This is a genomic window from Amycolatopsis sp. CA-211722, from assembly GCF_056828465.1.
On the sequence record NZ_CP184752.1, the window covers coordinates 2,588,805 to 2,600,374 of the forward strand.

At 66.0% G+C, this 11,570-nt stretch carries 10 protein-coding genes and 6 tRNA genes; 9 read left to right on the plus strand and 7 right to left on the minus strand.

Features of this window, described 5'->3' with window-relative positions; translation table 11 throughout:
- The first annotated feature begins 14 nt into the window (after positions 1 to 14).
- From ACOCEP_RS12675 to ACOCEP_RS12685, 3 genes are all read left to right on the plus strand, one after another.
- Positions 15 to 1,991: an acetoacetate--CoA ligase gene (locus ACOCEP_RS12675; protein ID WP_482337400.1), complete on the plus strand. Its 1,977-nt coding sequence runs from the start codon at positions 15 to 17 to the stop codon at positions 1,989 to 1,991.
- A 230-nt stretch (positions 1,992 to 2,221) separates the two neighbouring features.
- Positions 2,222 to 2,311 (plus strand) — tRNA-Ser (locus tag ACOCEP_RS12680).
- 42 nt (positions 2,312 to 2,353) lie between these two features.
- Positions 2,354 to 2,427 (plus strand) — tRNA-Arg (locus tag ACOCEP_RS12685).
- Between the two features lie 106 nt (positions 2,428 to 2,533).
- Here the strand turns inward: ACOCEP_RS12685 and ACOCEP_RS12690 are convergent.
- The 4 genes from ACOCEP_RS12690 to ACOCEP_RS12705 form a co-directional block, all read right to left on the minus strand.
- Positions 2,534 to 2,605, minus strand: a tRNA-Arg gene (locus ACOCEP_RS12690).
- A 3-nt stretch (positions 2,606 to 2,608) separates the two neighbouring features.
- Positions 2,609 to 2,697: transfer RNA gene (locus ACOCEP_RS12695), tRNA-Ser, on the minus strand.
- A 99-nt stretch (positions 2,698 to 2,796) separates the two neighbouring features.
- Positions 2,797 to 2,870, minus strand: a tRNA-Arg gene (locus ACOCEP_RS12700).
- 122 nt (positions 2,871 to 2,992) lie between these two features.
- Positions 2,993 to 3,061: transfer RNA gene (locus ACOCEP_RS12705), tRNA-Trp, on the minus strand.
- A 545-nt stretch (positions 3,062 to 3,606) separates the two neighbouring features.
- Here ACOCEP_RS12705 and ACOCEP_RS12710 point away from each other — a divergent pair.
- Complete coding sequence (locus ACOCEP_RS12710) at positions 3,607 to 4,263, plus strand: HNH endonuclease (RefSeq protein WP_482337401.1); 657 nt, start codon at positions 3,607 to 3,609, stop codon at positions 4,261 to 4,263.
- Positions 4,264 to 4,361: 98 nt separating this feature from the next.
- Positions 4,362 to 5,261: a NaeI family type II restriction endonuclease gene (locus ACOCEP_RS12715; protein ID WP_482339703.1), complete on the plus strand. Its 900-nt coding sequence runs from the start codon at positions 4,362 to 4,364 to the stop codon at positions 5,259 to 5,261.
- Between the two features lie 71 nt (positions 5,262 to 5,332).
- On the opposite strand, the gene ACOCEP_RS12720 is transcribed toward ACOCEP_RS12715, so the two are convergent.
- Complete coding sequence (locus ACOCEP_RS12720; protein ID WP_482337402.1) at positions 5,333 to 6,574, minus strand: DNA cytosine methyltransferase; 1,242 nt, start codon at positions 6,572 to 6,574, stop codon at positions 5,333 to 5,335.
- Positions 6,575 to 6,671: 97 nt separating this feature from the next.
- On the opposite strand from ACOCEP_RS12720, the gene ACOCEP_RS12725 reads away from it, so the two are divergent.
- On the plus strand, positions 6,672 to 7,160 hold the full coding sequence (locus ACOCEP_RS12725; protein WP_482337403.1) for a very short patch repair endonuclease: 489 nt from the start codon (positions 6,672 to 6,674) through the stop codon (positions 7,158 to 7,160).
- Positions 7,161 to 7,193: 33 nt separating this feature from the next.
- On the opposite strand, the gene ACOCEP_RS12730 is transcribed toward ACOCEP_RS12725, so the two are convergent.
- Positions 7,194 to 7,772, minus strand: coding sequence for a TetR/AcrR family transcriptional regulator (locus ACOCEP_RS12730; RefSeq protein ID WP_482337404.1), 579 nt, complete (start codon positions 7,770 to 7,772; stop codon positions 7,194 to 7,196).
- A 46-nt stretch (positions 7,773 to 7,818) separates the two neighbouring features.
- Between ACOCEP_RS12730 and ACOCEP_RS12735 the strand changes: the two genes are divergently transcribed.
- Both ACOCEP_RS12735 and ACOCEP_RS12740 read left to right on the plus strand, forming a co-directional pair.
- Positions 7,819 to 8,487, plus strand: a complete 669-nt coding sequence (locus ACOCEP_RS12735; protein WP_482337405.1) for an SDR family oxidoreductase — start codon at positions 7,819 to 7,821, stop codon at positions 8,485 to 8,487.
- A gap of 4 nt (positions 8,488 to 8,491) precedes the next feature.
- On the plus strand, positions 8,492 to 9,385 hold the full coding sequence (locus tag ACOCEP_RS12740) for an SWIM zinc finger family protein (protein ID WP_482337406.1): 894 nt from the start codon (positions 8,492 to 8,494) through the stop codon (positions 9,383 to 9,385).
- Here ACOCEP_RS12740 and ACOCEP_RS12745 read toward each other — a convergent pair.
- Positions 9,382 to 10,374: an SEL1-like repeat protein gene (locus ACOCEP_RS12745; protein WP_482337407.1), complete on the minus strand. Its 993-nt coding sequence runs from the start codon at positions 10,372 to 10,374 to the stop codon at positions 9,382 to 9,384. The two genes, ACOCEP_RS12740 and ACOCEP_RS12745, sit on opposite strands and share 4 nt — an antisense overlap.
- A 119-nt stretch (positions 10,375 to 10,493) precedes the next feature.
- Between ACOCEP_RS12745 and ACOCEP_RS12750 the strand changes: the two genes are divergently transcribed.
- Positions 10,494 to 11,513 (plus strand): nucleotide disphospho-sugar-binding domain-containing protein, encoded by a 1,020-nt coding sequence (locus ACOCEP_RS12750; protein ID WP_482337408.1) that lies wholly within the window; start codon positions 10,494 to 10,496, stop codon positions 11,511 to 11,513.
- The last annotated feature ends 57 nt before the right edge of the window (positions 11,514 to 11,570 follow it).

Sequence of the window (11,570 nt, forward strand, 5' to 3'; positions counted from 1 at the left end):
GTTAACATCGCGGGGTGACGCACACCGCCGACGCCCCAGAAGTGCTCTGGCGCCCTGAGCCGAGCCGCCTGTCCGACACCAAGATCGACGTGTTCCGCCAGTGGCTGCGCACCGAACGCGGCGTGGAGGTCGACGACTACAACGCGTTGTGGGAGTTCTCCGTGCGGCGCGGGCCGGAGTTCTGGTCCGCCGTCGCCGGCTTCCTCGGCGTGCGCTGGCACGACCAGCCCGGTGAGGTGCTCACCGGCGAGATGCCGAACGCCCAGTGGTTCGCGGGCGGCACGCTGAACTACGCCGAGCACTCGCTCATGCCCGGTGTCGCGGGCGCCGCGAAGGCCGACGACGAGGTCGCCGTGATCTTCCACCGCGAAGACGGCCTCTCGTCGCAGCTGACGTACGGCGCCCTGCGGTCCGCCGTCGCCTCCGCGCGGGAAGGGCTGCGCAAGCTGGGCGTGGCCAAGGGAGACAGGGTCGTCGCGCTGGCGCCGAACTGCCCGCAGACGCTGATCGCCTTCCTCGCCACCGCGAGCCTCGGCGCGATCTGGTCGTCGTGCTCGCCGGACTTCGGCGTCCGCGCGATCACCGACCGCTTCGCGCAGATCGAGCCGAAGGTGCTGATCGCGGTCAACGGCTACGTCTACAATGGACGGTGGTTCGACAGCCGGTCGACGGTGAACTCCCTGCGGGACGAGATCCCCACGCTCGAAGCGACCGTGCTCGTCGACTACGCCGGCGGCCGCCTCGACGGCACGCTCGACTGGGACAAACTGCTCGCCGACAACGCCGGCGCGGAGCTGGCCTTCGAGCCTGTCGACTTCGCCCACCCGCTGTGGGTGCTGTACTCCTCGGGGACCACCGGTCTGCCGAAGGGCATCGTGCACGGGCACGGCGGGATCACCCTCGAACATCTCAAAGCCCTCGCCCTGCAAAGCGATCTGGGCCCCGGCGATCGGTTCTTCTGGTTCACCACCACCGGCTGGATGATGTGGAACTTCCTCATCTCCGGCCTGCTGACCGGCACCACGATCGTGCTCTTCGACGGCAGCCCGGGGCATCCGGACCTGAACGTGTTGTGGCACTTGGCCGAGCAGCACCGCGTCACCTATTTCGGCACCTCGGCGCCGTACATCCAGAGCTGCCTGAAGGCCGGCCTCAAACCCGCCGAACGGTACGACCTCACCGCGTTGCGCGCCTTGGGATCCACTGGCGCGCCGCTGAGCGTCGAGGGTTTCCGGTGGATCGTCGACGAGGTCGGCAAACGCGTCCAGATCTGCTCGGTTTCCGGCGGCACGGATCTGTGCGCGGCGTTCGTCGCGTCGGCCCCGGACGTCCCGGTCTGGCTGGGCGAACTCTCGGTCCGCGCGCTCGGCGCCGCCGTCGCCGCGTTCGACGAGACCGGGAAGCCCGTCGTGGAGACGGTCGGCGAACTGGTGATCACCGAGCCGATGCCGTCGATGCCGGTGTTCTTCTGGAACGACCCGGACGGCTCGCGGCTGCGCGAGGCCTACTTCGAGATGTACCCAGGGATCTGGCGGCACGGCGACTGGATCCGGATCACCGGACGCGGCTCCGCCGTCATCTACGGCCGCAGCGACTCGACGCTCAATCGTGGCGGCGTCCGGATGGGCACGGCCGAGTTCTACCGGGTCGTGGAGTCGTTCGACCAGGTGGCGGACTCGCTGGTGATCGACACGTCGGCGGCGGGCAACGAAGACGGACAGCTGTTGTGCTTCCTCGTGCTGGCCGAGGGCGCGTCGCTCGACGAGGTCGAGCCCACCCTGCGCAAGGAACTGCGCGGGGCCCTCTCGCCGCGGCACGTGCCCGACCGGTTCGTCCAGGTGAGCGAGGTGCCCCGGACGCTCAACGGCAAGAAGTGCGAGGTCCCGGTCAAGAAGATCCTTTCGGGTGTGTCCCCCGACCGGGCCGTCAGCCGCGACGCCCTGCTGAACCCCGACGCCCTCGTGCCGTTCGTGGAGCTGGCGAAGAGCTGAACGAGTGCGATTCTTCTCACGTCGCGGCTCACCGCGAAGTTCCCACCGCGGTGGGCCCCGAGCGACCTCGCCTGCCCGCGGCCCGAGACCGCCCTCGCGTCCTCGAAGCCGACGAGCTCGGCGGGGCACGCATATGCCCTGCTCAGAGCCCCGCGCCGTGTCTAAGGGGGGTGCCTTCCAAGGGGGTCCACGGGGTGTGTAACCTATTTGAGCAGTGGTCGTTGGGCCTGGGAGGCTTCGCCTAGTCTGGTCTATGGCGCCGCACTGCTAATGCGGTTGGGGGTAACCCCCCCTCCCGGGTTCAAATCCCGGAGCCTCCGCTGGTACCTGTTCCGGCAGGTGCTAGATTGATAACTGAACAAGCGCCCGTAGCTCAGCTGGATAGAGCATCTGACTACGGATCAGAAGGTCAGGGGTTCGAATCCCTTCGGGCGCACGTCTGGTTGAGACAGCACTAAGGCCCTCCCGTTCGCGGGAGGGCCTTTTTGTCTGTCCGTTGTGGACCTTGCAGACGCTCAGAAGTCCAGCGGCTTGGGTCGGTGTGCCCCCGGCAGGAGTCGAACCTGCGTTCCCGGCTTCGGACGCCGGCGTCGTATCCGTTGGACCACGAGGGCTCGCGGAGGATGCAGGATTCGAACCTGCGCGACGCTCTCGCGCCGACCACCGTTTTCGGGACGGTTGCCTTACCGGGCTCGGCCAATCCTCCTCGAGGCTGCTCATCGGACGCGGTGACCCCCAAAGTGGGAGGGGCCAGTGCCTCCTCGCGTCCGTCGGCCGGCGAATCCCCCTCGGATACGCCGACCAGTACCCCTGCCAGGACTCGAACCTGGGACCTCCGCATTCGTAGTGCGGCGCTCTGTCCACCTGAGCTACAGGGGTGAAGTGGAGGCGAGTGCACGCCTCCACCGGCGCTCGTCCTGGCCGCCTCTTCGACGACGGGGACGAGCTTTCGGGAAAAGTCTTCAGTTCTCAAGGTTCGCGCTGAAATGGGCAGCGTCGAGCACCGGCGGGAGGAGTCGAACCCCCTGGACACGGTTTTGGAGACCGTTCCGCTTCCCAAGCTCGCCGATAAGGAATCGCATTCGCGCAGGAAAAAGAGAGAAGCCGCCCGGATCGGTTTCCCGATGGGCGGCTCCCTGACATCAAGCGCGCTATGGCGTCATGATGGGGAGCCCTTGCCGACCAGAACTCGCTGGTCATGGCGCCGCGAACGTCGCCAGGACCAGGGTGACGAACATACGGCGATGGACGCGGCGGCCGAATGCCGACGCTGCGCCTTTCGCTTCTGCATGTCCATCATGGCCGCTCCTGGGATTGGTTGAGTGCTCTCACTATGGCCTTGAAGGCTGGTCAATGCAACGTATTTACGAGAAATGAAGGCCTTGCGGGTCTGAGCGGAGTTGCGGTGACTGATCGTGCTGGGGTCGCATGGTGGCATAGCCCGCCTTGGATGCTCTGGCTGCCTTGGTGGCGCGACGCGACAGTGTTGCCGCTACTTGCCGAAGCAACCTTCGGCGGCGTAGCGTGCGAAGGGTGCGAAGGCCCTAGGAGGTTGAGTTTGGCTGTAGGGGGAGCCCTGGGTCCCGACTGGAGGGACTCAAATCTGGGCACGAGGGTGCGGGTCGCGCTTTGGCTGGCGGCTGAAGTGGGTGAAGGCGGCCGGTTCGTCAAACAGCAGCTACGTGAGGCGATGCCGGGCGTCGAACAGATCGACAGGCGTATGCGTGATCTCCGGCCGGCGGGCTGGATCATCTCGACCTATCGGGATCGAGCTGGGTTGGCGCCGGGGGAGCTCGTTCTCGAGAAAGTTGGCCTGCCGGTATGGGAGAAGGAGCATCGCTCGGCCGGGCTGCGCGTGATAACAGCTTCTACGCGCAGGAGAGTTTTCGAACGAGATGGAAATCGGTGTATCAGGTGCGGGATTCTCGCTGGCGAGATCTATCCCGACGAGACCGAAGTCGCGGCCCGCTTGACCGTGGGTCACGTGGAGGCGCACAAGTACGGCTCGCCGTCTGGTGAGGAAAATCTTGTTACTGAATGTTCCCGTTGTAACGAGACTGCTAAGCATCTGGCTGCACCTAGATTTGACGGGCGGAAGGTGTGGGACGAGATAACAGAGCTTCCTCGCAAGGAAAAGCAAGCCATCCTTGCTTGGATGGCAGCAGGTAAGCGGGAGCCTAGTCGTGTCGAGCGGGTGATGTCGCATGTCTGGCAATTGCCGGGCGCGCAACGTGAAGAGATATTCCGGAAGCTCGGGCAATCTCTGTCCTGACAGAGCTTCGTGAAGTTCTTAACTTTCTTTGCTGAAGTCGAGGGGTTGAATAGTTGACTATTCCTGGCATTGCTGACTATCTCGGGGCTGATGCTGAGATGCTGGCGGTGAGAGACGAGCTCTACCGTAGGGATCCTGAAGGCAACAGGGTTGCGGAGGTTATTCGCGACACGCTTGATCAGTTGTATGATGGGCAACGCACCGGCCGATGGTCCTTCGATCAGCTTCATAAGACCGAGAAGACTCACATGGGGACGCTTATTGAGATAAATCTCCATCGTGAGTTTGGCTTTGAAGATGGAGATGCCACGGATTACCGGATCGCAGGAATTCAGGTAGATTGCAAGTATTCGATGTCCAAAGCGTGGATGCTGCCACCTGAGGCTATCGGCCATATCTGTCTTCTCTTGTGGGCGAACGACCTGGCGCAGTCATGGTCTGCTGGTCTGGTGAGAGTTCGTGAGGAGTTCCTCAATAGGGGCGCGAACCGGGATCGCAAGAATACCCTTAAGAAGGAGGCGCACTCCGCGATCTTGCCCCTTTGGGAGGATCATGGGCGCCTAGCTCCCAACTTGTTCCTGGAGATTTCTGATAGTGATAGGGAACGGATTTTTAATGCGCGTGGGAGTCGTGGAGTCACTGGGCAATCGCGAGTAAATGAGCTTTTCAGGGTAGTTCAGAGGCGGATCGTCCGCAGAGCTGAAATTGCTACCGTTGCGCAGCAGGATGACTCGATGAAGCGTGCGAGGGATTCGGGCGGTGCGCGAGCGTACCTTCGGCCCGAGGGGATCCTTGTGCTTGGGCATCAAAGTAATGATCCCTTAGTCGCTCGTTCGCTGGGGCTGGATTGCCCCCGAAAAGGGGAAGTAATCGCTGCTCGAGTAGTTCCAGTTGACCTTGAGGACCCGCGGCCAAAGGCGGAAATTGAGGGGAACTATTGGGCTATTGCCTGGAGCGGTGAGAAGTCATCGGTGCCAGCGCCGGTAGTCCCCCGCTAGTGAGTCATTGGTTCAAGGTGCGGCTGCAGCAGGGTGCACGGGACGGCTGCCCGGTGCACCCTGCTAGCTCGTCAGCTGATGCGAGCGCGGTTCTTGAGGAAGACCTCATGGCGGTTATGGTCGTGCTGCCCGGTAAAGGCCTTGAACTTGCCCAAGCGGTAGAGGGTTGTTCCATTGCTGGTAACTACATCGACATCGAAGTCCCGTTGCAGGAGGCTGATTCGCCGCTCAAGGTCAGGCACATCGAGCTGTCCGTCACTCGTCTTGATCAGAGTCTCCGCCTTGACGAAGTCGCCGGCCTTTTTCAGTGCTCGATACACCGGGTCGTGTTCGGTTTCCCCGCGGGACACTCGCTTCCCCTTGCCGCTTAGGGCCTTGCGGATGGCTTCGCCGACGGCCTTTGCGACTGGCGGAGGGAAGGCGTTCCCGATCTGGCGGTACTGCGCGGTTTTCCTGCCGGAGAAGAAGGTTCCGGGTGGGAAGCCTTGGATCCTGGCGACCATCTCGCAGGTTAGTTTTGGTCCTATGTCGAATGTGTCACCGCTTTGGGGTGGCTCGTTTGCCACGCCCATCGCGTCGACCCCCAGTAGCTTCCATGCTTCTTTTGCCCTGGTCGGGCCGAGATCGGCTCCACCGTGTTTCTTGGATCCGCCAACAATCGTCGGCGCGATCTTGTTGGCCTTCTTGGCCCAGTCGTTGGCGCCTTCCCAGCCGGCCGAACCCATGAGCTTCTTGAGCGTCTTGCCGACTGTGGGGGCTTCGCCTTGAGGCTCAGGCCAAGCGAAGTAATCAGCGTACTCGGCCTCTAGAGCGACTAGGACAAATCGCGGCCGTAGCTGTGGGACGTTGAAGTCGGAAGCTTGCAGAAGCCGCCATTCGGCGAAGTAGCCCATCGTGGTCAGGCGATCCAAGACGTGCTGCCGGTAGCCGGCGAACCTTGGCATGCTGAGGCCCCGGACGTTCTCGAGCAGCAGGGCGCGGGGCTGGAGGTCCGCGACTTGCTCGACCGTCCAGGCGAAGAGGTCGCGTTCATCGTCTGCCCCGAGCTGCTTCCCGGCGATCGTGAATGGGGGGCAGGGAACTCCGCCAGCGAGGAGGTCAATCCCCTTGAACTCCTTGGTCAGCTCCCATTTCTTGGGGTTGGCGACATCGCCATCGACTACTTCGTCCACAATGGCTTGCTGCCTGAGCGTTTCGCACGCGTTATCGTCGAGTTCGAAGGCGAGCTTGTGGTCGAACCCGGCTTGGTGAAGGCCGAGGGCCTGGCCGCCGGCGCCAGCGCAGATTTCGATCGCCTTGAGACGTTCAGTCATGATGATCCTTCCGAGGCGATGGCCGTGCGCTGTCCTGCAAGAGGTATCTTGCCTGACAGGCTTCGTGGTCCAGCGACAGGTTCGGTGGTAGGTAGGCGTGTCGGAGACAAGCGGTGGCGGACCTGGAGAAGGTCAAAGTGCCAGGCGTCCTTATCCGGCTGCGGCTAACCCTGGCCGGTCGCGCAATATGCGGGCGAACCGGCGGACCGACACCAAGCCCGAAGTAGCGCTGCGTGTGCAGCTGCACCGGCTTGGTTACCGTTATCGCAAGGATCTCCGGCTCGTTTTGGACAGTGGTGTCGCCGTCCGGCCTGACATCGTCTTTACCGCAAAGAAGATCGCGATCTTCGTGGATGGATGTTTCTGGCACGTGTGCCCTGAGCATGGCCGCCAGCCCACGTCGAACGAGTGGTACTGGACGCCAAAGCTTCGGCGGAACGTTGAGCGCGACCGACTTGTCACGGACGCGCTCCAGGACGCCGGCTGGCGCGTGGCTCGCATTTGGGAGCACGTGCCGCTGGCTGCCGCGGTGGACGTCGTCGTGGACATGATCGAACACGGGTTCGATGCTAGTCGTAAGGGCTGACAACTTTGGGATCTTGATCATGGCGTGGCGCGGTTAATTGCTGATTGGGTGCCGCTGATCCCCAAAGACGCTGGTCATCGTCTCGCGGATCAGCCCCGCCAGATCCGCCTCCCCGTCCGTCTCCGCCCACCGAAGCAGCGCGACATGCGCCGCCCCAAGGCACGCCATAGCCGTAGCCCGCACCCGAAACTCCTCCTCGGGAGAACAACCGAGAGCGGCCACGATCGCGTCCGCCGTCGCGTACTGGCTGTCCAGATGTCGCGCCCGCAGCGCCGGCACCGAGATCATCAGCCGTAGCCGCGCCAGCAGGAACGCCTTCTCCGAAGAAGACCCGTGAGCGGCCGTTTCCGAGAGCGCGTGTCCGATCCGCGCGGGCAAGGGCCCAGGGGGCGCGGCAGCGATGGCCGAAGCGGTCACGGGGTCGTACTCGTCGTAGAGGACCAGGTCCTCCTTCGTCGGGAAATGCCGGTAGACCGTCATCGCCGAGACGCCGGCGGCCGCGGCGACGTCGGCGACGGTGGTCTCGTCGTAGCCGACGTCGGTGAAGAGGCGGATGGCGTGCGACTGCACCTGAAGCCGGGTTTCGGCGCGCTGGCGGTCTCGGAGGCTCACGTGGTAGACACTATCAAAGTGTTAGTCACTAACATCTGGGGTGAGCATGAAGACGGCATTGGTGACCGGGGCGTCGCGGGGGATCGGGGCGGCGATCGCGCGGCGGCTCGAAAAGGACGGCGTCAAAGTCCGACGGCATGACAGCGGCCAGGCCGACTTGTCGACCATGGAAGGTGTCGACAAAGCCCTCGAAGGCATCGACGGCCTGGACATCCTGGTCAACAACGCGGCCGCCCAGCCGGCGGGCCCGATCGAGACGGACACACCCGAAAGCTTCGACCGCCTGATGGCGGTGAACGTGAAGGCGCCGTACTTCCTCATCCAGCGGGCACCGCTGAACGACGGCGGCCGCATCGTCAACGTCTCGTCGGTCGCCACCAGGATGGCCAACCCGGCGCAGACCTCCTTCGCGATGACCAAGGGCGCGCTCGAGACGATGAGCCGCACTCTCGCCCACCAGCTCGGACCGCGCGGCATCACGGTCAACGTCGTCGCGCCGGGCGCCACCAGGACCGCGGACAACGGCGCGATCTTCACACCGGAGCTGGAGGCCGCCATCGAAACCCTCACCGCGCACCGAAGGCTCGGGACCGCGGAGGACGTGGCGGACGTCGTCGCGTTCCTCGTCTCCGACGACGCCCGGTGGGTGACCGGGCAGGTCATCGAGGCGAGCGGCGGGTTGTTCCTCGGGCCGCCGGGCCAAGGCGCAGAATAGGCCGGTGACGTGGTTCAGCGAGGACGAACTCCGCAGGCAGGCCGGTGACGTCTCGTTCGCGCGAGGCGCGAAGTACCTGGAGTCGGTCGAGACACTGGACGACGTCGCGGGCGGGGTGACGGCCGTGGTCAGCGGCACCGACCGGTACACGGTCCGGTTGCGCAACGTCGACGGCGGACTGGTCGGCGAGTGCTCCTGCCCGCACGCGGCAGACGGCTTCTTCTGCAAACACTGCGTGGCCGTCGGGCTGCTGGTCCTCGAGGGCGTGGCGGACGGCGGCGCGGCCGACATCCGCGGGTACGTCGAGTCGCTGGGCCGCGACGAGCTGGTCGAACTCCTCGTCGGGCACGCGAACGAGGACCCGGTCCTGTTCCGCAAACTCTCGCTGAAAGCGGGCCGCGGCGACCTCGACGCGTTGCGCCGCCACGTCGAGGGAACGTTGCGGTTGCGCGGTTTCGTCGGCTTCCAGGGCACGGTCGCGTACACCGAGAAGGTGCGCGAGGTGCTCGCCACCGCCCGGGAGCTCATGGACGGGCCGCTGCTGTGCCTCGTCATCGAGCTGGTGGTGGAGGCACTGGACTTCGTCGAGGATTCCTTCGGCGCGCTCGGCTCCGAGGTGTCGGGCGCGCTCGCGCTGTACGCCGAGGCCTGCGCGGACTCGCCGCCGGAGCCCAAGGAGCTCGCGGAATGGTTGCTGCGGCTGGACCTCGACGGTTCGGGCCGGGTCGACGTGAACATCGCGGACTTCACCGCGGGCCTCGGCTTCGAGGGGCTCGCGGTGTTCCGCGCCGGCGTCGAGGAGCGGTGGCGGCTCGACGACGGTGAGGACCCGTACCGCAGCCGCAAGCTCCAGCGGCTGCGCGAGGGCTTCGCGGCGATGCGGAACTGGAAGGCCTAGTACCGCTGACGGTTGCGGTACAGCTCCTCCAGATCATGGAGGCCCGCCTGGTCGCCGGTGTCGGCGGCCGCGCGGAACCAGTGCTCGGCCTCTTGGAAGTTCCCGTGGTCGGCGGCGAGCCTGCCAAGATTGGTGTACGCGGGAACACTGCCGAGTTCCGCGGCCTTCCGGTACCAGGCGGTCGCCTCGCCGGGGTCGTTCCGGTCGTTGGCGAGCACACCCAGGTTCGTCATCGCGGCCGCGTCGCCCCGCTTGGCGGCCTTGAGATACCAGCGTTCGGCGGCATCGAGTTCGCCGCGACGGTGCAGCACCAGGCCGAGGCGGACGGCGGCGTCGGGCGCGCCGGCGGCCGCGGCGGCGTGATAGCAGCTTTCGGCGCGCGTGAGGTCGCCCCGTTGCTGGGCCTGGTGGCCGAGTTTGATCAGCGACGACGCGTCGGCCTCTTCGCTCGCCTTGCGCCACCAGGGATCCGCTTCGGACGTCCGGCCGGTGTCGCAGAGCACGGCGCCCAGCGTGATCATCCCCTCGACGTTGCCCGCCTCTGCGGCCTCACCGGCCCAGTACTCGGCCTCTTCGAGCTCGCCGCGCCGATGCAGCGCCCGCGCCAGTTCCGCCATCGCCTCGACCCGGCCCTCCGCGGCCGCCCGCCGCCACCAGTCCTCGGCGGCGTCCGCATCCCCTCGCTTCGCGCAGAGATTTCCCAGCAGCGACATGGCATGCGAATCACCGGCCGTCGCGGCTTCGCGGTACCAGCGTTCGGCCTGTTCGGGCACGCCGCGCTCGGTCAGGAGATGCGCGAGATTGCCCATCGCGACCCTGTCCCCGCCCTCGGCGGCCTTCCGGAACCACACCTCCGCCTCGTCGAGATCCCCGCGCTCCAACGCGGTGGATCCCATCCGCGCCATGGCGATCACGTGCCCGCGCTCCGCCGCCTTCCGGTTCAGATAGTCGTCGACCCGGGTGTTCCACTTACGTTTTCCGTCGCCCACAAGCCCGCTCCTTCCGGCAGCGTCGCTGGGGTAGTCGCTGCTCAGGGCCCCGATGTGACACCATCCCGGCAACGACTACCGGGCGAACCCGGACTCAAGCGGACAGTGATGATCGACCGATGATGGACTGTGTCTTCGTGCCGTACACCGCGCACGGACATGTGACCCCGATGCTCCCGGTCTTGGCCGAATTGGTGTCCAGGGGACATCGGGCGCGGGTGGTCCTCTCCGGCACGCGATTCGAAGACGCCGTCCGCCGCACGGGCGCCGAACCGGTGGTCTCGTCGCCGGACCACGTCGTGCGGGTGGCGCCGACGGCACGGCCACCGGAGATCGCCGCGTGGATCCGGAACCGGACACGCCGACGTGTCGCCTGGTCGGCGGCCGCCCGCCGCTGCGAACGGGAATTCGCCACCCGGCCGCACCTGGTGATCGCCGACCCGATGGTCCCGTGGGCGCGCCGTCTCGCCCGGCGGCACGCCCTGCCCGTCGTCACGTTCTGGACGACCCACGCCGGCACCGCGGCCCGTTCGGGCCCGGCGCTGGTCAACGCCCTGCCCGAACTCCAGCCGCGGGCGCACCGCTTCAGTTTCGTGGGGCCGTTGATCGCGCCGGCCACCACCGAGGACTGCCCGGCGCCCGACGGCCCGACGTTGCTGGTGTCGCCCGGCACCGTCTTCGCCAGGACGCCGGACTTCTTCCGGCGGATCGCGCGGGCGTTCTCGGGTACGGAGTGGACCGTGCTGATCGCGACCTCGCACACGCAGCCCTCCGCGCTGGGTCCGTTGCCCGCCAACGTGATCGCGCGCCGCTGGCTGCCGCAACGCCAGCTGCTACCCAGGGTCGACGCGTTCCTGACCCACGGCGGGATGAACTCCGTGCAGGAGGCGCTGGCGCAGGGCGCGCGGATGCTGGTCGCGCCCCGGAGCCGGGAACAGCGCGTCACCGCACGCAGACTCGCGGAACTGGGACTCGCCCATGTCTGGGATCCGGAGACCTCGCTCGTGCCGGCCGTCGAGCGCCTGCTCCGGGACGGCCGGGTCCTGGCGAAGACGACGTCGATGCGGTCGCGGCTGGCGACCTATCCGGCCGCGTCGCTGGCCGTCGACGCGATCCAGAACGCCAACGGGAAGTGCTGAAGTCATCACGCTTCGAGATCGCCTCGCGGTAGGGTCGGAGCCGATGCCCGAGGGGGA